General features: G+C 65.6%; 25 protein-coding genes. 21 read left to right on the top strand and 4 right to left on the bottom strand.

The genetic code is table 11. The annotated features are described in order from the left end of the window. The first annotated feature begins 118 nt into the window (after positions 1 to 118). Together pdhA and NED98_RS10075 are read left to right on the top strand one after the other, a co-directional pair. Positions 119 to 1174, top strand: coding sequence for a pyruvate dehydrogenase (acetyl-transferring) E1 component subunit alpha (gene pdhA / locus NED98_RS10080; protein WP_179511321.1), 1056 nt, complete (start codon positions 119 to 121; stop codon positions 1172 to 1174). A gap of 1 nt (position 1175) precedes the next feature. Next, positions 1176 to 2591 (top strand): pyruvate dehydrogenase complex E1 component subunit beta, encoded by a 1416-nt coding sequence (locus tag NED98_RS10075; protein WP_179511322.1) that lies wholly within the window; start codon positions 1176 to 1178, stop codon positions 2589 to 2591. A gap of 64 nt (positions 2592 to 2655) precedes the next feature. On the opposite strand, the gene NED98_RS10070 is transcribed toward NED98_RS10075, so the two are convergent. The 3 genes from NED98_RS10070 to NED98_RS10060 are packed head-to-tail and all read right to left on the bottom strand — an operon-like array spanning position 2656 to position 5120. After that, a complete protein-coding gene (locus NED98_RS10070; RefSeq protein ID WP_265312890.1) occupies positions 2656 to 4029 on the bottom strand; it encodes a TadE/TadG family type IV pilus assembly protein in 1374 nt (457 codons plus the stop codon). Positions 4030 to 4032: 3 nt separating this feature from the next. Further along, entirely contained in the window at positions 4033 to 4602 is a 570-nt protein-coding gene (locus NED98_RS10065; protein ID WP_265312889.1) for a TadE/TadG family type IV pilus assembly protein, read from the bottom strand. Between the two features lie 2 nt (positions 4603 to 4604). After that, complete coding sequence (locus NED98_RS10060) at positions 4605 to 5120, bottom strand: TadE/TadG family type IV pilus assembly protein (protein ID WP_265312888.1); 516 nt, start codon at positions 5118 to 5120, stop codon at positions 4605 to 4607. A 182-nt stretch (positions 5121 to 5302) separates the two neighbouring features. Here NED98_RS10060 and NED98_RS10055 point away from each other — a divergent pair, with 182 nt between their 5' ends. The 3 genes from NED98_RS10055 to NED98_RS10045 all read left to right on the top strand — a co-directional run bounded on the left by NED98_RS10055 (position 5303) and on the right by NED98_RS10045 (position 9515). Further along, the gene (locus NED98_RS10055) at positions 5303 to 5968 is read left to right on the top strand and encodes a squalene/phytoene synthase family protein (RefSeq protein WP_265312887.1); all 666 of its coding nucleotides are present in this window, start codon (positions 5303 to 5305) and stop codon (positions 5966 to 5968) included. A gap of 36 nt (positions 5969 to 6004) precedes the next feature. Beyond that, positions 6005 to 6460, top strand: coding sequence for an EF-hand domain-containing protein (locus NED98_RS10050; protein WP_265312886.1), 456 nt, complete (start codon positions 6005 to 6007; stop codon positions 6458 to 6460). Between the two features lie 310 nt (positions 6461 to 6770). Then, positions 6771 to 9515, top strand: a complete 2745-nt coding sequence (locus NED98_RS10045; RefSeq protein WP_265312885.1) for a TonB-dependent receptor plug domain-containing protein — start codon at positions 6771 to 6773, stop codon at positions 9513 to 9515. An 84-nt stretch (positions 9516 to 9599) separates the two neighbouring features. On the opposite strand, the gene trmFO is transcribed toward NED98_RS10045, so the two are convergent. Continuing rightward, the gene (gene trmFO, locus NED98_RS10040; RefSeq protein ID WP_265312884.1) at positions 9600 to 10907 is read right to left on the bottom strand and encodes a methylenetetrahydrofolate--tRNA-(uracil(54)-C(5))-methyltransferase (FADH(2)-oxidizing) TrmFO; all 1308 of its coding nucleotides are present in this window, start codon (positions 10905 to 10907) and stop codon (positions 9600 to 9602) included. A 203-nt stretch (positions 10908 to 11110) separates the two neighbouring features. Between trmFO and NED98_RS10035 the strand changes: the two genes are divergently transcribed. The 16 genes from NED98_RS10035 (at position 11111) to nuoH (ending at position 24642) form a co-directional block, all read left to right on the top strand. Next, positions 11111 to 11713, top strand: coding sequence for a lysoplasmalogenase family protein (locus NED98_RS10035; RefSeq protein WP_265312883.1), 603 nt, complete (start codon positions 11111 to 11113; stop codon positions 11711 to 11713). After that, on the top strand, positions 11710 to 12156 hold the full coding sequence (locus tag NED98_RS10030; RefSeq protein WP_265312882.1) for a DUF488 domain-containing protein: 447 nt from the start codon (positions 11710 to 11712) through the stop codon (positions 12154 to 12156). The genes NED98_RS10035 and NED98_RS10030 overlap by 4 nt, the downstream gene beginning before the upstream one ends. After that, complete coding sequence (locus NED98_RS10025) at positions 12153 to 12797, top strand: DsbA family oxidoreductase (protein WP_265312881.1); 645 nt, start codon at positions 12153 to 12155, stop codon at positions 12795 to 12797. The genes NED98_RS10030 and NED98_RS10025 overlap by 4 nt, the downstream gene beginning before the upstream one ends. An 11-nt stretch (positions 12798 to 12808) precedes the next feature. Beyond that, positions 12809 to 13168 (top strand): SpoIIAA family protein, encoded by a 360-nt coding sequence (locus NED98_RS10020; protein ID WP_265312880.1) that lies wholly within the window; start codon positions 12809 to 12811, stop codon positions 13166 to 13168. Positions 13169 to 13269: 101 nt separating this feature from the next. Next, the gene (thiE, locus tag NED98_RS10015) at positions 13270 to 13956 is read left to right on the top strand and encodes a thiamine phosphate synthase (RefSeq protein WP_179511334.1); all 687 of its coding nucleotides are present in this window, start codon (positions 13270 to 13272) and stop codon (positions 13954 to 13956) included. A gap of 204 nt (positions 13957 to 14160) precedes the next feature. Beyond that, a complete protein-coding gene (gene efp / locus NED98_RS10010; RefSeq protein WP_179511335.1) occupies positions 14161 to 14724 on the top strand; it encodes an elongation factor P in 564 nt (187 codons plus the stop codon). A gap of 167 nt (positions 14725 to 14891) precedes the next feature. Next, positions 14892 to 15704, top strand: a complete 813-nt coding sequence (locus tag NED98_RS10005; protein ID WP_265312879.1) for an inositol monophosphatase family protein — start codon at positions 14892 to 14894, stop codon at positions 15702 to 15704. A 311-nt stretch (positions 15705 to 16015) separates the two neighbouring features. After that, positions 16016 to 16390, top strand: coding sequence for an NADH-quinone oxidoreductase subunit A (gene ndhC, locus NED98_RS10000; protein ID WP_265271004.1), 375 nt, complete (start codon positions 16016 to 16018; stop codon positions 16388 to 16390). Beyond that, positions 16381 to 16959, top strand: a complete 579-nt coding sequence (locus NED98_RS09995; protein ID WP_432423312.1) for a NuoB/complex I 20 kDa subunit family protein — start codon at positions 16381 to 16383, stop codon at positions 16957 to 16959. The genes ndhC and NED98_RS09995 overlap by 10 nt, the downstream gene beginning before the upstream one ends. Continuing rightward, complete coding sequence (locus NED98_RS09990; protein ID WP_265312878.1) at positions 16956 to 17780, top strand: NADH-quinone oxidoreductase subunit C; 825 nt, start codon at positions 16956 to 16958, stop codon at positions 17778 to 17780. The genes NED98_RS09995 and NED98_RS09990 overlap by 4 nt, the downstream gene beginning before the upstream one ends. 35 nt (positions 17781 to 17815) lie before the next feature. Beyond that, on the top strand, positions 17816 to 19030 hold the full coding sequence (locus tag NED98_RS09985; protein WP_265271110.1) for an NADH-quinone oxidoreductase subunit D: 1215 nt from the start codon (positions 17816 to 17818) through the stop codon (positions 19028 to 19030). After that, complete coding sequence (locus NED98_RS09980) at positions 19030 to 19710, top strand: complex I 24 kDa subunit family protein (RefSeq protein ID WP_179511339.1); 681 nt, start codon at positions 19030 to 19032, stop codon at positions 19708 to 19710. Before NED98_RS09985 ends, NED98_RS09980 begins: the two co-directional genes overlap by 1 nt. Next, positions 19707 to 21026, top strand: a complete 1320-nt coding sequence (nuoF, locus tag NED98_RS09975) for an NADH-quinone oxidoreductase subunit NuoF (protein WP_265312877.1) — start codon at positions 19707 to 19709, stop codon at positions 21024 to 21026. Before NED98_RS09980 ends, nuoF begins: the two co-directional genes overlap by 4 nt. Before the next feature lie 153 nt (positions 21027 to 21179). Beyond that, the gene (gene nuoG, locus NED98_RS09970; protein ID WP_265312876.1) at positions 21180 to 23180 is read left to right on the top strand and encodes an NADH-quinone oxidoreductase subunit NuoG; all 2001 of its coding nucleotides are present in this window, start codon (positions 21180 to 21182) and stop codon (positions 23178 to 23180) included. Further along, positions 23180 to 23581 (top strand): clan AA aspartic protease, encoded by a 402-nt coding sequence (locus tag NED98_RS09965; protein WP_265312875.1) that lies wholly within the window; start codon positions 23180 to 23182, stop codon positions 23579 to 23581. Before nuoG ends, NED98_RS09965 begins: the two co-directional genes overlap by 1 nt. Further along, complete coding sequence (gene nuoH, locus NED98_RS09960; protein WP_265312874.1) at positions 23578 to 24642, top strand: NADH-quinone oxidoreductase subunit NuoH; 1065 nt, start codon at positions 23578 to 23580, stop codon at positions 24640 to 24642. Before NED98_RS09965 ends, nuoH begins: the two co-directional genes overlap by 4 nt. Position 24643: the final 1 nt, after the last annotated feature.

Here is a 24643-nt window from a genome sequence, read left to right as displayed (position 1 = left end):
GGACACAAATGTTACTGAGCACTGATCCTCGTCAGTTTGCCACTCCGCGGATTGCGCGCCGCGCCGCTGGGAGACTATAGGCGGGGTTCTCCCTACGGAATACGAGGTCTTTCCAGACGTGGCAAAAGCCCCAGCGCGGAACGCACGAACCAAAACCGCACCCCCGCCGACGCCCAATCGCGAGCGACCGGCCGAGCCGCAGCTCTACACGGCGTCGAAGGAGGAGCTGCTCAAATTCTATCACGACATGCTGCTGATCCGCCGCTTCGAGGAGAAGGCCGGGCAGCTTTACGGCCTCGGGCTCATCGGTGGCTTCTGCCACCTCTATATCGGGCAGGAAGCGGTCGCGGTCGGGTTGCAATCCGCGCTGACCGAGAAAGACAGCGTGATCACCGGCTATCGCGATCACGGGCACATGCTGTTGTGCGGCATCCCGCCAAAGGACGTGATGGCCGAGCTGACCGGGCGCGCCGCCGGCATCTCCAAGGGCAAGGGCGGCTCGATGCACATGTTCAGCGTCGAGCATAAATTCTACGGCGGCCACGGCATCGTCGGCGCGCAGGTGTCGCTGGGCGCGGGGCTCGGCTTTGCGCACAAATATTCCGGCGACGGCGGGGTGTGCCTCGCCTATTTCGGTGACGGCGCGGCCAATCAGGGCCAGGTCTACGAAGCGTTCAACATGGCCGAGCTGTGGAAGCTGCCGGTGATCTTCGTGATCGAGAACAACCAGTACGCGATGGGCACCTCGGTCAACCGGGCGTCGTCCGAAGACCAGCTTTATCGCCGCGGCGAGAGCTTCCGCATTCCCGGGCTGCAGGTCGACGGGATGGACGTGCTGGCGGCGCGCGGCGCGGCGGAGGAAGCGCTTGCGTGGGTGCGTGCGGGCAAGGGGCCGATCATCCTCGAGATGAAGACCTATCGCTATCGCGGCCATTCGATGTCCGACCCGGCGAAATATCGCAGCCGCGAGGAAGTCCAGTCGGTGCGCGACAAGTCCGACCCGATCGAGCACGTCAAGAAATTGCTCGAGGCCGAGGGCGTCAAGGAAGACGAACTGAAGGCGGTCGAGGCGGAAATCCGCCGCCAGGTCAACGAATCGGCCGATTTCGCGGAGAACACCCCCGAACCCGAACCGCAGGAGCTGTATACCGACGTGCTGGTGGAGACTTATTGAGATGGCGATCGACATCAAAATGCCGGCGCTGTCCCCCACGATGGAGGAAGGCACGCTCGCCAAATGGCTCGTCAAGGAAGGCGACACGGTGAAATCGGGCGACATCCTCGCCGAGATCGAAACCGACAAGGCGACGATGGAATTCGAGGCGGTCGATGAAGGCACCGTCGCCGCGATCCTGATCCCCGAGGGGACCGACGCGGTGAAGGTGGGCGAAGTGATCATGCGCATCGCCGAGGAGGGGGAGGACGCTTCCGCCGCTTCGCCGAAGCCCGAGCCCGTCACCCGCGCCGAAAAGCCCGAGGTGCAGGAGCAGGCCGCGGAAAGCGGCACGCCGGTGCCGCACAAGGTCGAGACCGGCGCGCGCCAGATGTTCGAGGCGGCGAAGCATGACGCCGAGGTGCGCGATCCCGAAATCCCGGCGGGCACCGAGATGGTCAAGTTGACGCTGCGCGAGGCGCTGCGCGACGCGATGGCCGAGGAAATGCGCGCCGACGACCGCGTGTTCGTGATGGGCGAGGAAGTCGCGCAATATCAGGGCGCGTACAAGGTCACCCAGGGGCTGCTCGACGAATTCGGCGACCGCCGCGTGATCGACACGCCGATCACCGAATATGGCTTCGCCGGGGTCGGCACCGGCGCGGCGATGGGCGGGCTGAAGCCGATCGTCGAGTTCATGACGTTCAACTTCGCGATGCAGGCGATCGATCACATCGTCAATTCGGCAGCCAAGACCAATTACATGTCGGGCGGCCAGATGCGTTGCCCGATCGTCTTCCGCGGCCCCAACGGCGCGGCGAGCCGCGTCGCGGCGCAGCACAGCCAGAATTACGGGCCGTGGTACGCCAGCGTCCCCGGGCTGATCGTCATCGCGCCTTATGACGCGTCGGACGCCAAGGGGCTGCTCAAGGCGGCGATCCGATCGCAGGACCCGGTGGTGTTCCTCGAGAACGAGCTGCTCTACGGCCGCACCTTCGAGGTGCCCAAGCTCGACGATTGGGTGCTCCCGATCGGCAAGGCGCGGATCATGCGCGAGGGCAAGGACGTCACGATCGTCAGCTATTCGATCGGCGTCGGGCTCGCGCTCGAAGCCGCCGACCGGCTGGCCGAGGAAGGCGTGGACGCCGAGGTGATCGACCTGCGCACCCTGCGTCCGCTCGACAAGCAGACGGTGCTGGCGTCGCTCGCCAAGACCAACCGGCTGGTGGTGGCGGAGGAAGGCTGGCCGACCTGCTCGATCGCCAGCGAGATCATCGCGATCTGCATGGAGGAGGGGTTCGACGACCTCGACGCCCCGGTGGTCCGCGTGTGCAACGAGGATGTCCCGCTGCCTTATGCGGCGAACCTCGAAAAGCTTGCGCTGATCTCCGCCGACAAGATCATCGCGGCGGTGAAGAAGGTGACATACCGCCAGTAAGGCGGAGTGGCCTGCACGGCGTCAGAGGCCGGCGGCGTCATCGCGACGCCGCCGGCTTTTTTCGTCAGTTGGTCAGGCGGGCGGTGGCGACGGCGGTCTGGAACAATTGTGCGAGCGCACCGGAGATGTCGCCGTCAGTCGTCACTTTGGAGTAGAGGCCGGGGGAGGCGCACTGCTGCAGCGGGGGGCTGATCTTGTCGACCGGCGACAGATACGGCGCCTTCACATTGGTCTTTGACCAGTCGTCGCTCGCGGAATCGGGCAGATATTCGGTGTAGAGAACCGCGATGCGGATACCGCGATTCTTGATTGCGGTGCACGAAGCGGTCGAAATCGGGCCCTCCGGGGGGCCGCCGGGTCGCTTTTCGTCCCACATGCCGTCGGTAATCAGGAACATTACCGCCTGGGGCGTGTCATTGTTGTAATTGGTTCCGTTGCCGGCCTTGAGCGGCATCGCCCCGAGAATTCCGCTGAACGCGGCGGTGAAATTGGTGGCGGTGTCGTTGTCGTTAGTGCTGCACTGGTAATAATTGTTCTGACAATAGACCAGAATCTTTGCATCGGTCACATGCGTCTTGACGGTGGACAAGCTGGCATCGACGTTGGGCAGTGATACGGTGGTCGGCCATAATTGCTTGAAGGTCTTGTCGAAGGAAAACAGCCCCATCCGATATTGCGCTTTGTTGGTCGATGACGTGCTCGTCGCGAGATCGGTCAGGTTGGAAACGGCGGTGTGGAGCAGATCGGTTCGCAAGACGATGCCGTTGTTCACGGCAACGGTATAGAAATCCTTGCAATTTTTGTTCCTGCTATCGCACACTAGCTCGGTGTTGTTGCTGCCGTAGGTCAGGTTGGTCTGGTGGCAGGCGAAAGCGCAGCCGTTGGTCGCGGCAACCATCGAGCTTAGCCCGGCGGAAGTCGCCGGCAACAGCATCGACGGCGACGTATCGAGCAGCATGTAGAAATCGATGTTCGGCGCGGTCATGTTGTTCGCGCTGGACGATCCGCCGATCGCGATCGTCGCCATGCCGAGAATACCGCCGAACACATTCTGCGACTGCGCGGAATAAGTCACCGTTATCGTGCGCGAGCCGGGGCCGTTGGGTTGCGAGGGGACGACGGACAATGTCGCGGGATTATAGATCACGCCGCTGAGCAGCGCCGCTTGCGAATTGAACATGTCGGTCGCGGTCTGTACCGCGGTCGTCTGGTCCTTGTTCATCATCGTTGCGGTGACGCCGGCGAGCGCGGCGGCGTCGGCCAGCGCGTTCATCTTGGTGCGAAGCCTGGCCGCCCGCGCATAGTCCACACCCATGCCGGTGGCGAAGGCCATCGGGATCGCCGCCAGCGCGAACAGCATCATCACATTGCCGGACCGCTGGCGGCGGAGCCGGGAGAGGAAATGTCGCAGGCCGGTGAGGAGCGATGGGATCGGCATGGATCAGCAGCCCGTGCAGGGGATGTCGACGGAGCGGCGGGGGTTCATGAAGATCTGGTCACGAAAGGTGATCGGGCCGATCAACTGGCCGCCCGCCGGCGGGACGTAGGAATAGCTCACCTCGGCAAAGATGAGGTTCGTGCTGGCGATCCTGAGCTTCACCGGGACCACGTTGTTCGGCGTCGTCGGATTGGCGAGCAGATCGGATGTCTTGAGCAAGGTGCCGCTGCTCGCGCGGCTCCACACGACGCTCGGCATCCCCGTCGCGCTGATCGCGATCTCGGAGACGCGGGTGGTGGTGTTGCTTGCCGAATAGGGCGTCATCACCGCGCCGGCGGCGCCGAGGATGCTGTCGACGTCGCTCGCTTGCACCGCGGTGAATTGCGTCGTCACGTCGGCCAGCGTGCGCGCGGTGGTGGTCACCTTGCGATAGGCGGAGGTGGCGTCCATCAGCTGATAGCCGCCGAGGTAGAGCAGCAGCAGGAACGGCGCGACGATCGCGAATTCCACCGCACCCAGCCCGCGCCGATCGTCGCGCAGGCGATGCCAGAAATGGAGGAGGGCGGGGATCACGCTCAGCTGCCGTAAGGTTCGGTCTTGAACACCGAGGTGGCGATCAGCAGCCGCTGCCCGTTGGTCATGTTCGACAGGTTGAAGCCGAGCGGCGCGGGGACCACCGGCAGGCGATACATCATGCGCATGACGACGATGCTGCCCGGGCCGCCGGGCGAGAAGGCCCAGGCGTTGGTGACGTTGCCGTTGGCGTCGAAGGTCAGTTTCGGCGCGGCGGTGCTGACCGCCGAGAAGGAGCTGACGTTCTGCACGTCGATCATCAAATTCGCGCATTTCATGAACGACGGCAGGTTGGCGCATGCGGTGTTGCCGAAATTGGTCGCGGTCATCGACGTGCGTTGCGCGCTGCCGGTGACGAGCTGGCGCGCGGTGCGCTCGGCGGTGCTTTCGAGATTCTGCTGGGCGAAGAATACCAGGGCGGTCTGCACGATCGCGACGATCAGTGCGATGACCGGGGCGAGCACGATCGCGAATTCGATCACCGACGCGCCGCTTCGCTCGCGGGCAAGCGCACGCATGTCACGCCGCCTTGCCGCGCGGCGCTGCACGTGCGGCCGCCGGGTTGCCATTCGCTGTTCCTGTCCCATTCTCTGGTCGCGACCCCTGATCAGGCCCCATCGGCGGATATGCGGATAACATTAAGAAAATCTCACGACGGCACGGTTGACGGCGATCGAGCGGCGGGTCACGCGGCGAAGCGATGGAACCGTCCGATCCAGCCCCCGGCCAGCCCGATATGGAGGCGCGCGCGATCGAGCGCCGTATCGTCCTGTCCTATGTCCCCGCGGCGACGCGGCCGGCGCTTGCGGCGCTGCTCACGCTCGACGATCGGCTGGGGGAGATCGTCCGCGCGGCGCGCGATCCGCTGATCGGGCAGATGCGGCTGACCTGGTGGCATGAGGCGCTGGTCGCGCTCGACGCGGCGCCGGCGCCGGCCGAGCCGATCCTGCGCGCGATCGCCGCCGGCTTGCTGCCGCACGGGGTGGCCGGCGCCGCGCTCGGCCGGATCGTCGACGGGTGGGAGGCGGTGCTCGCGATCGACTCCGATCCGGCGGCGGCACTCGCGGTGCATGCCGCCGAGCGCGGCGAGATGCTGTTCGCGCTCGCCGCGCGGTTGCTCGGCGGCGGCGATGCGCGCCTCGCCGATGCCGGCGCCGGCTGGGCGCTCGCCACATTGTGCGATCCGCGTGCGCAAGCGTCGGCGGCGGCGCGGCTCGCCGGGTTGACCGATCGCCGCTGGCCGCGCGCGTTGCGGCCGCTGTCGGCGATGGCTTTGCTCGCGCGCGACGACCTCGATTCGGCCGCTCGCCCGGGAAGTATCGGGCGCGCCGCGCGATTATTTCGTCACTGGCTTGGCGGCCGATAGTCTGATCTTATCGCCTCCAGCGGGAGGGGCGAGACGATGTGGCGCTATGCTTTGGGCGGCGTGGCCGCGCTGTTGATGATCGCGGCGGGGTGGCTGTTGTTCAACGGCAAGGCGGCGCGCGAGCCGTTGCTCCCGCCGGCGCCCGACCTGCCGCAGATCGCCGACGCCGGCCGGCCCGGCGTGCCCGAAGCGAGTGAGCGCACCCGCGAGCAGAAGCGGTTCGATCGCTACGACAAGGATCGCGACGGCCGGGTCATGCGCGAGGAATATCTCGCGTCACGGCGCAAGGCCTTCGCGAAACTCGACGGCGACGGCGACGGCCGGTTGTCGTTCGACGAATGGGCGGCCAAGACGATGACGCGCTTCGCCACTGCCGACGGCGATCGCTCGGGCGCGCTCGACCGCACCGAATTCGCCACCACCGCGCCCAAGCGCCGGCCGAAACCGGCCTGCGTTTGCCCGGCGCCGTCACAGCCCGACGGCGAGGAATAGCCACCGCGCACCGCCGGTGGGCCGTGAGCGGCGCGCTAAAGCACTAAAAAACAAGAATAATACAATAATTTGATCCGATTTGATCTGGATCAAATCCATTCTGACGCGCGTCATTATCTATGACGAACAATATCATCCACATGAGAAGATAAATTTTCCAGATTTGATCTCCAAAACGCCATTGTGGAGATAATTTCATCTCCTAGAATGCGATAAGTAATAAATCATATTATCTTTTCAATAATATTGAATTTCGGGAAAGTATTTTCCTCGTCGTAATTATCTATCAAGATTTTTAGGGAGGATTTCGATGCGAATTTCGCATGCGACGATGCTTGCGCTCTCCGTTTCTTTTCTAGCGTTTCCGGCGGCCGCGCAGGAGTCGAAAGCGCCCGCGGTGGAGCCGCTGCCCGGAGAGGAAGTGATCGTCACCGGGACGCGTGCCGCGAACCGCACCGTCGCAGACTCGCCCGTGCCGGTTGATGTGATCAGCTCCCAAGCGCTGACCACCGGCGGCTCGGGCGAGACCAACACCGTGCTGAATGCGCTGGTCCCGTCGTTCAACTTCCCGAGGCCGTCGATTGCAGACGCATCGGATGTGATCCGGCCGGCGACGTTGCGCGGGCTGTCGCCCGACCAGACATTGGTGCTGGTCAACGGCAAGCGCCGCCACACTTCCGCGCTGCTCAACATCAACGGCACCGTCGGGCGCGGCTCGGCGGCGGTCGATCTCAATACCATCTCGAACCTGGCGATCGACCGGATCGAGGTGCTGCGTGACGGCGCGGCCTCGCAATATGGCTCGGATGCGATCGCGGGGGTGATCAACATCCGGCTGAAGACCGCCGATCATGGCGGCAAGGCCTCGGTCACCTACGGCAAATATGTCACCCGGATGGACGGCGTGCGCGAGGTGCTCGGGCTGCAGACCGATGCTGCCGGCCAGCCGTTCTTCGATCCGGCCAACCCCGAATTTCTGGCCGCCAACCTTGGCGGCAGGCCGTCGCGCAGTGACGGCGATACCTGGACGCTGGGGATGAACCTCGGCGTGCCGATCGGCCAGGGCTTCATCAACGTTACCGGCGAGTATCGCGACCGCGACACCGTCAACCGCGCGGGATACGATCTGCGCCAGAATTACAACCTCGTGGACGGGGCGTTCGACGCGCGCGAACTCACCTTCAACCGGCTGAATTTCCAATATGGCGATCCGAAGACCGAGGACTGGAACGTCGCGGTCAACGCCGGGATGCCGCTCGGCGCGAACTGGGAAGCCTATGCCTTCGGCACCTTCTCGCAACGCAACGGTCGCTCCGCGGCGAACTGGCGCCTGCAAGGGTCGAGGAGAAACCGGGATTATTCGGTACTCAGGCCTTCGGAAGCGCCGAGCGAGGGCAATTTCGCCCCGATCTACGCCAATGGCTTCCTGCCGTTCATTGCATCCGATTATACGGATTATTCGATGGCGATCGGCGTCAGGGGCGAAGTCGGCCAATGGTCGGTCGATCTGTCGGGGGTCTATGGGCGTAACCGGATCGACTATCGCACCGAGAACAGCATCAACGTCTCGTTCGGCCCCACCGCGCCACGCAATACCGATTCGGGCGGGCTCCGCTTCGGCCAGTTCACGGCCAACCTCGATGTGACGCGCGAATTCGCGGTCGGCTTCGCCAAACCGCTGACGTTGGCGTTCGGCGGCGAATATCGCCGCGAGAATTTCCAGGAGCGACCGGGGCAGCTCGAATCCTACGCCGCCGGGCCCTATACCTTGCCGGCGCGTGCGACGACCGCGGCGGAATGCGCGGCGGCGGACGGCGTCTATGCTGCGGCGACTGGCCTCTGTTCCTTCCCGGGCCGTTCGGCGCCGGTCGGCCAACAGGGCTTCGAGGGCATTCCCGCCTTCGCGAAGGTCAGCGCCAGCCGCAACAGCTTCGCCGGCTATCTCGAGCTCGATACCGATCCCTTCCGAGGCTTCACGGTCACCGCCGCCGGCCGGTTCGAGCGTTATTCGGATTTCGGCAGCACGGCGAACGGCAAGCTCGCCTTGCGCTACGAATTCATTCCGCAGCTCGCGCTGCGCGGTGCGATTTCCAACGGCTTCCGGGCGCCTTCGCTCCACCAGCAATATTTCGGCGCCACCTCGACCTTCCTGTCCAGTGCGGCCGGGCTGGTGAACGTCGTCACGACCCGGGTGGACAGCCCGGTCGCGCGCGCGCTCGGCGCGCAGCCGCTGAAGCCCGAGAAATCGCGCAACATCTCGGCCGGTCTTGCGCTCAATCCGTTCCGCGGGTTCAGCCTGACCGCGGACTTTTTTCACATCAGGATCAGGGACCGCATCGTCCTGACCGAAAACCTCGGTTTCGAAGGCACCGGAACCGCCGAGCAGAAGGAAGCCATTAAGGCGATACTCGATGCCAATGGCTTCAACTCGGTCGGTGCCGCGCGGTTCTTCATCAACGGGCTCGACACCACGACCAAGGGGGTCGACGTGGTCGGCAGCTATCAATTCGACGCCGGGGGAGCTGGCCGCTGGTCGCTGTCGGCAGCGTATAATTATACCAGCAACAGGATCGACAAACGGCTCAACAATCTCGGCCCGCTCGCGGCGGTGCCGGGGCTGGCGCTGTTCGGGCGGCAGGAGGGGCTGCGTTTCGAGAAGGGCCAGCCGCGCGACAAGATCGTGCTGTCAGCCAATGGCGAGATCGGCGTATTCGGGCTGACCGCCCGAACGACGCGTTACGGCAAGGTCGTGGCGGTAGCCGAGGCCGAGCCGCTGGATGAACCGAGCAGCCTGACCGCTTATGGCCCCGATGACATCTTCCTGCAGCCGCGATGGCTCACCGATGTCGAGGTTCGCTACACCTTCAAGAAGCATATGACCTTCTCGCTCGGCGCAGACAATGTCTTCGACGTCTATCCGACGCGCAGTCCGACCGGGAGGCGACCGGACGGCGGATTCTATCCGGAAGAAAATTCCTTCCTTCCCTATATCGATTTCTCGCCGTTCGGGTTCAACGGGCGCTACGTTTACGCCCGGTTCACCGCACAATTCTGAAAGACGCGCGCGGGTCGGCCTGGCGCCGGCCTGCGCCCCACCGTCGCCCCGGCCTCGCGCAGGGGGTGGCGGCGGATCGCGCCGCTACCCGATCCACGCCGCCAGCGCGGTGCGGGCGCGGTCGGTGTACATGCGTTTGCGGTCGGCCTTGCGCGTGCGCCCCTCGATCGGCGGGAACAGCCCGAAATTGACGTTCATCGGCTGATAGGTCTCCGCCACCGCGGCGCCGGTGATATGGTGGAGCAATGCCCCCAGCGCGGTCTCGACCGGCGGCGGGGCGAGCGGCTTCCCGGCGAGCTCGGCGGCGGCGAAACGCCCCGCCAGCAGCCCGACCGCGGCGCTCTCGATATAGCCCTCGCACCCCGTCACCTGTCCGGCGAAGCGGATCGCGGGGCGCGATTTGAGCCGCAATTCGGGGTCGAGCAATTCGGGCGAGCGCAGGAAGGTGTTGCGGTGCAGCCCGCCGAGCCGCGCGAATTCGGCCTGTTCAAGCCCCGGGATCGTGCGGAACAGCCGCACCTGCTCGGCGTGTTTCAACTTGGTCTGGAAACCGACGATGTTCCACAAGGTGCCGGTGGCATTGTCCTGCCGTAGCTGCACCACCGCATAAGGCCAGCGCCCGGTGCGCGGATCGTCGAGCCCGACCGGTTTCATCGGGCCGAAGCGCAGGGTTTCCGGCCCGCGCTCGGCCATCACTTCGATCGGCATGCAGCCCTCGAAATAGGGCACATTCTCCCAGCCGCGATATTCGGTCTTCTCGGCGGCGAGCAGCGCCGCGACGAACGCCGCATATTGCTCCTTGTCGAGCGGGCAGTTGATGTAATCCTTGCCGTCGCCCTTGTCCCAGCGGCTCTGGAACCACGCGACGCTCATGTCGATCGTCTCGCGGTGGACGATCGGCGCGATCGCGTCGAAGAAGGCGAGCGATTCCTTCCCCGTCTCGGCGCCGATCGCTTCGGCCAGCGCGGGCGCGGTGAGCGGCCCGGTGGCGATGATCGCCGGCCCCTCGGGCAGCGCGTCGACGCGTTCGCGGACGATCGTGATATTGGGGTGCGCGGCGAGCGCTTCGGTCACGCCCGCCGAGAAACCGTCGCGATCGACCGCCAGCGCCGAGCCGGCGGGGACGCGATGCGCGTCGCCCGCGCGCATGATCAGCGAGCCGAGCGCGCGCATCTCCTGATGCAGCAGCCCGACCGCATTGCTCTCGGCATCGTCCGAGCGGAAGCTGTTCGAGCAGACGAGTTCGGCGAGCGAGTCGCTCTGGTGCGCCGGGGTCGTGTCGCCGCCGCCGCGCATTTCCGACAGGCGCACGCGAAACCCCGCCTCGGCGAGCTGCCACGCGGCCTCCGAACCGGCGAGCCCGCCGCCGACGATATGGATGTGATGAGTCATGGCGGCCGGCGTTAGCCCGGTGGCGCGCGGATCGCCAGAACCCCGTTGCGGGGACCCAAGGGGCAGAGGCAGGCACTAGTGGATAGATTCAGACGGATGGTTCCAGTCTTTTTCAACCGGCATGACGGTGGGGATTTCTTCCGGACTCATCCGTTATGTTCTGACCACTAGCGCCACGGCGAACCCGCGCTACAGTCGCCCGCATGGGGAGAGGATTCATCGCGGCGTTGATCGCCGGGGCGGCCTATATGGTCGTTGTCTTGGGCTATTGGAGCGGGCCGGGAGCGGTGGTGCTCAAGGGCGCCGGGGTCGCGCTGCTCGCCTTATGGGCGGCGATGCGCGCGCGATCGACCGACGGCTGGATGATCGCGGCGGTGATGGCGCTGGGCGCGACCGGGGACATGCTGCTCGAACTGGCCGGGATGGTCGCCGGCGCGGCGGCGTTCCTTTCGGGGCATATCGTCGCGGTCGCACTCTATCGTCGCAACGGCGCGGGATGGGTGCTCACCGCCTGCGCCGCGGTGGCGGTCGCTGCGGTGGCGCGGCTGGTGGCGCATGACGCCGGGGTCGCGCTCTATGCGCTCGGGCTCGGCGCGATGGCCGGGGCGGCGACCGCGTCGCGCTTTCCGCGGCGGTTCGTCGCCCTGGGGGCGTGGCTGTTCGTGGTGTCGGACCTGCTGATCTTCGCGCGGATGGGGCTGCTCGCGGACAGCATCGTGCCGCGCCTTTTGGTCTGGCCGACCTATTTCGGCGGGCAGGCATTGGTCGCCTGGGGTGTCGTCACGACCTTGGCGCGGAAGCGATGACGCGTGTCTACACCATCGGCTATGAGGCCGCGACGATGGCCGAATTCCTCGCCGCGCTGCAGGCGGCGGGGGTCAGGCGCGTGATCGACGTCCGCGCGCTGCCGCTGTCGCGCCGGCCGGGCTTCTCCAAATCGCCGCTCGCCGCCGAACTGGCGGCGCGCGATATCGATTACGTCCACCTCAAGGCGCTCGGCACCCCCAAACCCGGGCGCGACGCGGCGAAGAAGGGCGATGTCGCGACCTTGCGCGCGGTCTATGATGCGCAGCTCGCCTTGCCCGAGGCACAGGCAGCGGCGGCGCGGATGCGCGACCTGATCGCCGAGACCCCGTCCGCCTTGCTGTGCTTCGAGCGCGATCCCTGCCACTGCCATCGCAGCTTGCTGCTCGCCGCGGAGGGCGAGGGGCTGGCTGTGGTCCACCTCTTTGCCGGAGCCACGCCATGACCCGCACGATGACTTTCGACGTGATCTCGGACGTGGTGTGCCCGTGGTGCGTGATCGGCCTGCTCGGGCTGGAGCGCGCGCTGGCGGCGACCGGAGATGTCGTCACCCCGGTGATCCGGCTCCAGCCGTTCGAGCTCAACCCGGATATGCCGGCGGGCGGGCAGGATATCGGCGAGCATCTGCGCGAGAAATACGGCGCCTCGGCGGGCAGCGGGGGCGAGGTGCGCGAGCGGATCCGCACGATGGCGGCCGGGCTCGGTTTCGACATGGCGCAGCGGCCCGGCGCGCGGATCTACAACACCTTCGACGCGCATCGCCTGATCGACTGGGCGGCGGGGCAGGGGAAGGCGTTGCCGCTCGCGCATGCCTTGTTCCGCGCCTATTTCACCGACGGGCGCGATCCCGGCGACCCCGCGGTGCTGGCGGCGGCCGCGCAGGCCGCCGGGCTCGACGGGGCGGACGCGGTGATCGCCGGCGATGCGCGGGCCGCGGAGGTGCGGGCGGCGGAAGAGCGCTGGCGGACGGACGGTATCACCTCGGTGCCGTCGATCATCGTCGACGGGCGTTACCTCATCCAGGGCGCGCAGGAGCCGGCCGCCTATGAGCGCGCGATCCGGCGCATCGCGGCCGAGGCGGCGTAAGGAGGTGAACGATGCTCACGATTGACGTGGCGGACGACGGATTGGTCGAGCTGGTGGTCGATGGCGCCATTTCGCGCGAGGATTACGATCGCGTGGTGGCAACGCTGGAGGCGCAGTTCGCAACGCATCGCAAGGTCAATGTGGTCGAGATCGTCCGCGCCTTCGGCGGAATCGCGCCGGCCTTGTGGTGGCAGGAGGTGAAGTGGAGCTTCGGCCATCTCGATCGCTTCGGGCGCTGCGCGATGGTGACCGATTCGGGCTGGATCGGCCCGGTCGCGCGGACCTTGGGGGCGATGCTGCCGATCGAATTGCGCACCTTCGGGACGAACGAGCTTGCGGCGGCGCGCGCCTGGGCGCGGGGAAGCGATTGATCCGGTTTCTTTCGTCATGCCGGGTCGAGCCCGGCATGACGGTGAGTGCGTGGGTGAAAAACCGGCTTCTGCTTGCGCGCGATCCGCCCTAGGGCGGCGTGATGGATGAAGACGATCCGCTCGGCCCGCTCGACCCCGATTTCGCCGCCGCCTTCGTGCGCGACGACAAGCGCCCGCCGTGCCAGCTCTATCTGATCTCGCCGCTCGACGTGTCGGGCGGGTTCGGCGACCGGCTGGCGCGCGCGCTCGACGCCGGACCGGTGGCGGCGTTCCAGTTCCGCGTGAAGGGCGTCGACCAGCATGAGGCGGCGCGGCTCGCCGAGCCGCTCCAGCGGATTTGCGCGGCGCGCGACTGTGCGTTCATCGTCAACGATTCGATCAGCCTGGCGAAGCGGCTCGGCGCCGACGGCGTCCATCTCGGGCAGGAGGACGGCGACCCGCGCGAGGCGCGCGCCGCGCTCGGCCCCAATGCGCAGATCGGCGTGACCTGCCACGACAGCCGGCATCTGGCGATGGAAGCGGGCGAGGCAGGGGCGGATTATGTCGCGTTCGGCGCTTTCTATCCCACCTCGACCAAGGAGGTGCGGCACCGCCCCGAGCCGGTGATCCTGTCGTGGTGGTCGACGCTGTTCGAACTGCCCTCGGTCGCGATCGGCGGGATCACCCCGGCCAATGCCGCGCCGCTGGTCAAGGCAGGGGCGGATTTCCTCGCGGTCAGCAACGCGGTGTGGGGCGGGGACGAGGCGGGGGCGGTGCGCGCCTTTGCCGAGGTGCTTGGCGGGCGCTGAAGCGGGCCCAACCTCCGTTCGCCCTGAGCTTGTCGAAGGGCTGCCCTTCTTCCGCAGAAGAAAGTGCAGGGCTTCGACAGGCTCAGCCCGAACGGGGAAGGGGGCTCGATCGCCAGCATCTTGCCGGATCGCGCCCGCGCCGCTAGACGCGCGCCACCGGAGCCGACGGCGGCTCTGATCGCTCTTTCCAGCAGGTCAAGAACCATGAAGATCAGCGGCGTGGACATCCGTCCCGGCAATATCATCGAATATGAAGGCGGCATCTGGCGTGCGGTCAAGATCCAGCACACCCAGCCCGGCAAGGGCGGCGCCTATATGCAGGTCGAGATGAAGAACCTCATCGACGGCCGCAAGACCAACGTCCGCTTCCGTTCGGCTGAGACGGTCGAGCGCGTGCGGCTCGATACCAAGGACTTCCAGTTCCTGTTCGCCGACGGCGACGGCCTCGTCTTCATGGACAAGGACACCTACGACCAGGTGACGCTGCCGCGCGACCTGCTCGGCGACGCCGCCGCCTTCCTGCAGGACGGGATGGACGTGGTGATGGAATTGCACGAGGAAAAGCCGATCTCGGTCCAGCTTCCCAACCAGGTCGAAGCGACGATCGTCGAGGCCGATGCGGTGGTGAAGGGGCAGACCGCCTCCTCCAGCTACAAGCCGGCGATCCTCGACAATGGCGTGCGCATCATGGTGCCGCCGCATATCGCCAGCGGCACGCGGATCGTGGTCGACGTCTACGAGCAGACCTACGTCAAGCGCGCGGACTGATATCTCCCCTTGTGCTCCCGCGAAGGCGGGAGCTCAGTCTGGGTCCCCGCCTTCGGTTCCCGTCAAAGTACTATTTTGATGGGGGCACTTCGCGGGGACACAGTTTTCGCTATCGGCGAAGCGACACGTTATAGAAACCGACCCCTCGCTGGGGTGGAGTAATCGAAATGCCTTCCCATTCCGGCCTGTTCACCGTCATCGAGCGCGCTGCGCGCAAGGCCGCGCCGCGGCTGCGTCGCGACTTCAACGAGGTCCAGCAGCTGCAGGTGAGCCGTAAGGGGCCGGCCGATTTCGTCTCGATGGCCGACAAGCGCGCCGAGCAGACCCTCTACGAGGAACTGTCCAAGGCGCGCCCCGACTGGGGCTTCGTGATGGAAGAGCGCGGCGAGGTCGCCGGCGATCCCGGCAAGCCGCGCTTCATCGTCGATCCGCTCGACGGCACCTCCAACTTCCTCCACGGCATCCCGCATTTCGCGATCTCGATCGCGGTCGAGGAGCCGCTCGCCAACGGCAAGCGCGAGGTGACCACCGCCCTGGTCTATCAGCCGCTGACCGACGAGAGCTTCTGGGCCGAGAAGGGGCGGGGCGCCTGGGTCCAGTCCGAGCGGCTGCGCGTCTCGGTGCGGCGCGATCCGTCCGAGGCTTTGGTCGCGACGGGCATCCCGTTCCTCGGTCACGGCGATTTCGTGCAATGGACACGGATCTTCGGCGCGATCGCACCGCAGGTCGCGGGGATTCGCCGGCTCGGCTCGGCCGCGCTCGATCTCGCGTGGGTCGCCGCAGGACGGTTCGATGCTTTCTGGGAAAGCGATCTCAACGTGTGGGACGTCGCGGCCGGGATGCTGCTGGTGAAGGAAGCCGGCGGCTTCGTTACCGATTTCCGCGGCGGCGATCGCGCGATCGAGCGTAGCGAATATCTCGCCGCCAACGATGCGCTGCACTCCAAGCTGCACAAGCTGGTGGCGGGGGCGCTGCGTTAAGCCACCTCCCGTCATTCCCGCGAAGGCGGGAATCCATTAACGCTGTCGGTGCGACTCTATCGCGAAGGTCCGAGTGCATGGATTCCCGCCTTCGCGGGAATGACGGATTGGCGGCGACGGCGGGGAATCGGTCCGATCCGTCACCAACCGACGGAACGTTATCCCCTTTCTTTCGTAGCTAACGCCAAGCAGGCGCCGGAAATCCCTGCAAAACCGTTCAGTTGCGAATCATTCTCATGCCTCCGGCGCTTGCCCGTGCGGACCCATCCGCCTAAAGCGCCCCCATCAATTTTCGCATCTGCGAGAGCCTAGTGGTCGACCTGTCGCAATATCTGCCGATCCTCATGTTCCTCGGGGTCGCGCTCGTGCTGTCCAGCGCGTTCGTCTTCCTCCCGATGATCGTCGCGCGCCTTACCGGCGCGCACAATCCGACGCCGGAAAAACTGGCGGAATATGAGTGCGGCTTCCCCGCCTTCGAGGATTCGCGCGCGCAATTCGACGTGCGTTTCTACCTCGTCGCGATCCTGTTCATCATCTTCGATCTGGAGGCCGCGTTCCTCTATCCGTGGGCGGTCAGCGTGTTCACGCTCGGCTGGACCGCGTGGATCAGCATGATGATCTTCATCGGCGAGCTTGCGCTCGGCCTCGTCTATGCCTGGAAAAAAGGCGCGTTGGATTGGGAATGAGCATGTCTTCCAACCTCCACAGCGGCCCGGTCGAACTGCGGCATGATCCCAGCGGGCAGGCGATCGTGCCGCCCGATCAGGGCTTTTTCGACGGCCTCAATGGCGAGCTGACCGACAAGGGCTTCCTCGTCACCTCGACCGAGGAATTGTTCCAATGGGCGCGCACCGGCAGCCTGTGGTGGATGACTTTCGGTCTCGCCTGCTGCGCGGTCGAGATGATCCACGTCAACATGCCGCGCTACGATCTCGAACGGTTCGGCGCCGCGCCGCGCGCGAGCCCGCGCCAGTCCGACGTGATGATCGTCGCCGGCACGCTCTGCAACAAGATGGCCCCCGCGCTCCGCAAGGTCTACGACCAGATGTCGGAGCCGAAATACGTCATCTCGATGGGCTCGTGCGCCAATGGCGGCGGCTATTATCATTATAGCTACAGCGTCGTGCGCGGCTGCGACCGGATCGTGCCCGTGGACATCTATGTCCCCGGCTGCCCGCCGACCGCCGAGGCTTTGCTCTACGGCATCATGCAGCTCCAGCGGAAGATCCGCCGCAGCGGGAGCATCGAGCGATGAGGGCGCCGGCACCGGCTTATGCCGCCGATCTCAACGGCGCGACGATCGCCGCGGCGCGCGATGCGCTCGGCACTGCGTTGGTCGACGCGCGCGACGCGGTGGGCGAGGTGGCGCTGTTCGTTACGCGCGACGGGCTGATCGACGCGATGATCGCGCTGCGCGACACGCCGGGGCTCGAATATCAGCAGCTGATGGAAATCGCCGGGGTGGATTTCCCCGACCGCCCCGAGCGGTTCGAGGTGGTCTATTGCCTGCTGTCGCTGACCCGCAACCATCGTATCCACGTCCATGTCGCAGCGAGCGAGGAGACCCCGGTTCCCTCGGTCACCGGGATCTGGCCGGTCGCCGGCTGGCTCGAGCGCGAAGTGTACGACATGTATGGCGTGCTGTTCGCGGGCAACCGCGATCTGCGTCGCATCCTCACCGATTACGGCTTCCGCGGCCACCCGCAGCGCAAGGACTTCCCGCTCTCGGGGTTCGTCGAGCTGCGTTATTCGGAAGAGGCGAAGCGCGTCGTCTATGAGCCGGTGCAACTGGCGCAGGATTTCCGCACCTTCGACTTCATGAGCCCGTGGGAAGGCGCCGAATACGTCCTCCCCGGCGACGAGAAGGGGGCGCTGCCCGAGGCGAAGGGCGCGCCGACGCAGCTCAGCGCCGACCAGATCCAGAAGGCCGATGCCGCGCAGACCGCCAAGGCTACCGCGACGACGCCGAAGACGACCGATTCGACCGCGCAGACCGGCGTCGGCAAGGCCGAGCCCGATGCGAAGCCGAAGCCGGCGGATCCCGATGTCTTGAAGGGCAAGGGAGAAGGCAAGTGACCGATACCCTGATCGACGATCCCGCGCTCGACAAGCTGCTGCATCGCACCGATGCCGCGCACCCCGACGCGGGGGACGTCGCGATCCAGAATTACACGATCAACTTCGGCCCGCAGCATCCGGCGGCGCACGGCGTGCTGCGTCTAGTGATGGAGCTCGACGGCGAGATCATCGAGCGCGTCGATCCGCACGTCGGGCTGCTCCACCGCGGCACCGAAAAGCTGATCGAATATAAGACCTATGCGCAGGCTTTGCCCTATTTCGACCGGCTCGATTATTGCTCGCCGCTCGGGATGGAGCACAGCTTCGTCCTTGCGGTCGAGAAATTGCTCGATTTGGAGGTGCCGGCGCGCGCGCAGTACCTGCGCACCTTCTTCGCCGAATTGACCCGCATTTCCAATCACATGCTCAACCTCGGTTCGCATGTGATGGACGTCGGCGCGATGACGCCGAACCTGTGGCTGTTCGAAATCCGCGAGGATTGCCTGAACTTCTTCGAGCGCGCCTCGGGTGCGCGGATGCATTCCAATTACTTCCGTGTCGGCGGGGTGCATCAGGACGTGCCGCTCAAGCTGCTCACCGATATCGGCGACTGGCTCGACACGCGGCTGCCGCGTCTGTTCGAGGATGCGATCAGCCTCGTCGCCGACAACCGCATCTTCAAGCAGCGCAACGTCGATATTGCGGTCGTTTCGCGCGACGATGCGATCAAATGGGGCTTCTCCGGCCCGATGATCCGCGGTTCGGGCATTCCCTGGGATCTGCGCAAGTCGCAGCCTTACGACGCCTATGCCAAGATGGATTTCGAGGTGCCGGTCGGCACGCGCGGCGATTGCTACGACCGGTTCATGGTCCGCGTCGAGGAAGTACGCCAGTCGGCGCGGATCATGCGCCAGTGCCTCAACGAAATGCCGGACGGGCCGATCGCCTCGCTCGACCGCAAGGTGGTGCCGCCCAAGCGCGGTGAGATGAAGAGCTCGATGGAAGCGCTCATCCACCACTTCAAGCTCTACACCGAAGGGTATCACGTGCCTGCCGGCGAAGTATATGTCGCGACCGAAAGCCCCAAGGGCGAATTCGGCGTGTATCTCGTCGCCGACGGCAGCAACAAACCCTATCGCTGCAAGATCCGCCCGACCGCCTTCAGCCATCTTCAGGCGATGGACATGATGTGCAAGGGCCACATGCTCGCCGACACGACCGCCATCCTGGGCGCGATCGATGTCGTCTTTGGTGAATGTGATCGCTGATGGCTGACGCTCCAGAAATCCCCGACGAGGCAGAGGTCCGCGCGCGCTGGGGCGCGTTCGCCTGGACCGATGAAAACAAGAAGAAGCGCGACGAGGTGCTCGCGCGCTATCCGGCCGGGCGCGAGCAATCCGCCTCGATTCCGCTGCTCGATCTCGCCCAGCGGCAGGTCGGCGCGGAGACGCAGACGCAAGGGTGGCTGCCGATCCCGGTGATCGAATTCGTCGCGCGCGAGATCGGCGTGCCCTATATGCGCGTCTACGAGGTCGCGACCTTCTACACGATGTTCAACCTCGCGCCGGTCGGTCGCTATCACGTCCAGGTGTGCGGCACGACGCCATGCATGCTGCGCGGCTCGGACGACGTGATGGCGGCGTGCAAGAACAAGGGGCTGATCAAGGGCAAAACGACCCCCGACGGCCTGTTCACGCTGACCGAGGTGGAATGCATGGGCAATTGCTCGTCCGCCCCGATGGTCCAGATCAACGACGATAATTACGAGGATCTCGATTACGATCGCACGATCGCGATCCTCGAGGCGCTGGAGCGCGGCGAGCACCCCAAGACGGGGACGCAGGAGCCCGGCCGCCACACCGTCGAGCCCGTCGGCGGCCCGACCACGCTGACCGCGATGGTCAAAGAGAACCACGATTACCGGCCGGAATGGGGGAATGCGGCATGAGCGCGATCACCTCATTGACCGACAAGGACCGGATCTTCACCAATCTCTACGGCTATCAGTCGTGGCGGCTCGATGCCGCGCGCAAGCGGGGCGATTGGGACGATACCAAGGCGCTGCTCGCCCTCGGGCAGGACAAGATCATCGACGTGATCAAGGCCTCGGGGCTGCGCGGGCGCGGCGGGGCGGGCTTCCCGACCGGCATGAAGTGGAGCTTCATGCCCAAGGAACCGCGCGCCGACCGGCCGAGCTTCCTCGTCATCAACGCCGACGAATCCGAACCGGGCTCGTGCAAGGACCGCGAGATCATCCGCCACGATCCGCACAAGCTGATCGAGGGTGCGCTGGTCGCGGGCTTCGCGATGCGCGCACGGGCGGCCTATATCTACATCCGCGGCGAATATATCCGCGAGGCGGAGACTTTGTTTGCCGCGGTCGCCGAGGCGTATGACGCCGGGCTGATCGGCAAGAACGCCGCCGGCTCGGGCTATGACTTCGACGTCTTCGTCCATCGCGGCGCGGGCGCCTACATCTGCGGCGAAGAGACCGCGATGCTCGAAAGCCTCGAGGGCAAGAAGGGCCAGCCGCGGCTCAAGCCGCCGTTCCCGGCCGGCGCGGGGCTCTACGGCTGCCCGACGACGGTCAACAACGTCGAATCGATCGCGGTCGCCCCGACGATCCTGCGGCGCGGCGCCGAGTGGTTCTCGAGCTTCGGCAACGAGAACAACAAGGGCACCAAGCTGTTCCAGATCAGCGGCCATGTCGAAAAGCCGTGCGTGGTCGAGGAAGCGATGTCGATCAGCTTCCGCGAGCTGGTCGAGAAGCATTGCGGCGGGATCCGCGGCGGGTGGGACAATCTGCTCGCGGTGATCCCGGGCGGCTCCTCGGTGCCGCTCGTGCCGGCGTCGCAGATCATCGATTGCCCGATGGATTTCGACGGGCTCAAGGCGGTCGGCTCGGGGCTCGGCACCGCGGCGGTGATCGTGATGGACAAGTCGACCGACGTGGTCCGCGCGATCAGCCGGCTCTCCTATTTCTACAAGCATGAGAGCTGCGGCCAATGCACCCCGTGCCGTGAGGGCACCGGCTGGATGTGGCGGGTGATGGAGCGCCTGCGCACCGGCGATGCCGATATCGGCGAAATCGACATGCTCCAGCAGGTGACGAAGCAGGTGGAAGGCCACACGATCTGCGCGCTCGGCGATGCCGCGGCGTGGCCGATCCAGGGCCTGATCCGCCACTTCCGCCCCGAGCTGGAGCGCCGCATCAACGAGCGTAAGGGCGGCTCGTCCGTCCCCTTGCAGGAGGCGGCGGAGTGATTTCGTGGAGCTTCTCGCTGAGCTGCTCGGTTGGCTATGGCCTTCCGGTGAGGAACGCCAGCGCCGCTGGGAGCGGGTTGGTATTGTCTTGGGGCTCTGCTTCCTTCTCGTCGGCCTTGCGGTCGTTGTCATATTCTCAGTGCGAGGCAGCTAATGCCTAAGGTCAAGGTCGACGGCGTAGAGATCGAGGTGCCCGCGGGCGCCACCGTGCTGCAGGCGTGTGAGCTTGCCGGCAAGGAGATCCCGCGCTTCTGCTATCACGAGCGGCTTTCGATCGCCGGCAATTGCCGCATGTGCCTCGTCGAGGTGAAGCCGGGGCCGCCCAAGCCGCAGGCCTCGTGCGCGCTGCCGGCGGCGGACAATCAGGAAATCTTCACCAACACCCCGATGGTGAAGAACGCCCGCGAGGGCGTGATGGAATTCCTGCTGATCAACCACCCGCTCGATTGCCCGATCTGCGATCAGGGCGGCGAGTGCGACCTGCAGGACCAGTCGGTCGCTTATGGCCGCGGCTCCTCGCGCTTCGAGGAAAACAAGCGCGCGGTGACCGAGAAGTACATGGGGCCGATCGTCAAAACGGTGATGACGCGCTGCATCCAGTGCACGCGCTGCATCCGCTTTGCCGAGGAAGTCGCCGGGGTCGAGGAAATCGGCGCGATCTATCGCGGCGAGAATATGCAGATCACCTCCTATCTGGAGGAAGCGGTGACCAGCGAGCTTTCGGGCAATGTGGTCGATCTGTGCCCGGTCGGCGCGCTGACCTCCAAGCCCTATGCCTTCGAGGCGCGGCCGTGGGAGCTCAAGAAGACGCTGACCATCGACGTGATGGACGCCGTCGGCACCAACATCCGCCTCGACAGCCGCGGCCGCCAGGTGCTGCGCTGCGTTCCGCGCATCAACGAGGACGTCAACGAGGAGTGGGCGACCGACAAGACGCGCCACGCGGTCGACGGGCTCGTCCGTCGCCGGCTCGATCGCCCGTTCGTGCGGCGTGACGGCAAGCTCGTCGAGGCGACCTGGGACGAAGCGTTCGCGGCGATCGCGGACGTCGCGAAGACCGTCGGCGACAGCGTGGCGGTGGTCTCGGGCGATCTCGCCGATTGCGAAACGCTGTTCGCGGGCAAGGCGCTGGCGAAGGCGTTCGGCTCGTCGCTGCTCGAAGGGCGGCAGACCGGGATGGACTATGACACGTCCAGCCTCGCCGCGGTCAATTTCAACACCACGATCGCCGGGGTCGAGACCGCCGACGTGATCCTGCTGGTCGGCACCAACCTGCGCTGGGAAGCCGCGCTGGTGAACACCCGCATCCGCAAGGCGATCAAGAAGGGCGCCAAGGTCTTCGCGGTCGGCCCCGAAACCGATCTGACCTATAAGGTCGAATGGCTCGGCGCCGATCTGGCGGTGCTCGGCAATCTGCCGGCGGCGGTGACCGATGCCTTCGCCAAGGCGCAGCGCCCGATGATGATCGTCGGCGGCGCGGCGATGAAGGGCGCGCAGGGCGCGACGCTGGCGCTGGTCGACACGCTCGGGCTGATCAAGGACGGGTGGAACGGCTATAACGTCCTCCACTTCTCGGCGAGCCGGATGGGCGGGCTGATGCTCGGCTATGCGCAAAAGGGCGGGATCGCCGACCTTCACGCGGCGAAGCTGGCCTTCTTCCTCGGCGCCGACGAGTGCGATTTCACCAGGTTCGGCGGGTTCAAGGTCTATATCGGCCACCACGGCGATGCCGGCGCGCATCATGCCGATGTCGTGCTGCCGGGCGCGAGCTATGCCGAGAAATCGGGCACCTGGGTCAATCTCGAAGGGCGCGTCCAGCGCGGCGAGCGCGCGGTGTTCCCGCCGGGCGACGCGCGCGAGGATTGGACGATCCTGCGCGCTCTGTCCGAGAAGCTCGGCAAGACGCTGCCGTTCGACACGCTCGAGGAATTGCGCGCGGCGATGGCGGTCGATTGCCCCGATCTCGCGACGCTCGGGCTGGCGAAATTCGCGTGGAACCCGCCGGCGCTCGCCGCCAAGGCGGAGGGCGTGCTCGCGGGCTATCCGATCAAGGATTTCTACCTCACCAATGCGATCTGCCGCGCGTCTCCGACGATGCAGCGCTGCTCGGCCGAGCTGATCCACGGTGAGACCTTCGCGGAGGCGGCGGAGTAATGGGGATCGTTCACGCCCAGATCGAACTGACCAACGCACGGCGCGACGATCTCCTGCCGATGTCGGTCGACGCGCTGGTCGATACCGGCGCGTTGCATCTGTGCATTCCACAGCATGTTGCGAATCAGCTCGATCTTGCCGTGCAGGACCGTCGTGAAGTCACCGTGGCAGACGGGCGCAAGCAGATGGTCGATTATGTCGGCCCGGTGCGCGTGCGGTTCGCCAATCGCCAATGCATGGTCGGCGCGCTCGTGCTCGGCGATCAGCCGTTGCTCGGCGCGATCCCGATGGAAGACATGGATCTCGTCATCAGCCCGGCGCGGCAGAGCATCATCGTCAACCCCGCCAATCCGAACATTCCGGGCGCGATGGCGATGGGATTGAAGGCATTTCATTCATGACCGCCTTTTTCCAAAACTTCGTCGGCCTGCCCTATGAATGGGCGTGGTTCGTCGCCACGCTGGTCGGCATCCTCGTTATCGCATTGCCGCTGATGCTGGCGGTGGCGATGATCATCTATGCCGATCGCAAGATCTGGGCGGCGATGGCGCTGCGCCGCGGGCCGAACGTGGTCGGCCCGTTCGGGCTGCTCCAGTCGTTCGCGGACGGGCTCAAGGTGTTCCTCCAGGAAACCATCGTCCCGGCGGCGGCCAATCGCGGGCTGTTCATCCTCGCGCCGATCATCACCTTCACGGTGGCGCTGATCGTGTGGGCGGTGGTGCCGTTCCAGGTCGGGGTGGTGCTGGCCGATATCAACGTCGGGCTGCTCTACGTGCTCGCCGCCTCGTCGCTCGGGGTGTACGGGATCATCCTCGCGGGCTGGTCGTCCAACTCGAAATATCCCTTCTTCTCGGCGATCCGCGCCGCGGCGCAGATGGTCAGCTACGAGGTCGCGATCGGCTTCATCCTGATCTCGATCGTGCTGTGGGCGGGGACGTTCAACCTCAGCGGGATCGTCGAGGCGCAGCGCGGGGTGTTGGGAACGCCGATCAACGGCTTCTTCCTCAATCCCTTGCTGTTCCCGATGGCGATCATGTTCCTGATCTCGTCGCTGGCCGAGACGCAGCGCGCACCGTTCGACCTCACCGAGGCGGAGAGTGAGCTCGTCGCGGGTTACCAGACCGAATATTCGTCGATGAGCTTCGCGCTCTACTGGCTCGGCGAATATGCCAATGTGATCCTGATGTGCACGCTCAACGCGACCTTGTTCTGGGGCGGCTATCTGCCGCCGATAGATATGCCGTTCTTGTTCTTTTTCCCGAACATTGTCGTGCCGGGGATCATCTGGCTGTTCGCCAAGATCCTGTTCTTCTTCTTCGTGTTCAGCTGGGTGAAGGCGACTGTCCCGCGCTATCGCTATGACCAGCTGATGCGGCTGGGCTGGAAGGTGTTCCTGCCGGTCTCGCTGTTCTGGGTGTTCCTCGTTTCCGGCGTCCTGATGTGGACGCGGGTAGGGTTCTGAC

The sequence above is a fragment of the Sphingomonas lycopersici genome, assembly GCF_026130605.1.
In the GTDB taxonomy this organism is placed as follows: domain Bacteria; phylum Pseudomonadota; class Alphaproteobacteria; order Sphingomonadales; family Sphingomonadaceae; genus Sphingomonas; species Sphingomonas lycopersici.
This window is presented reverse-complemented; position numbering and strand designations above follow the sequence as displayed.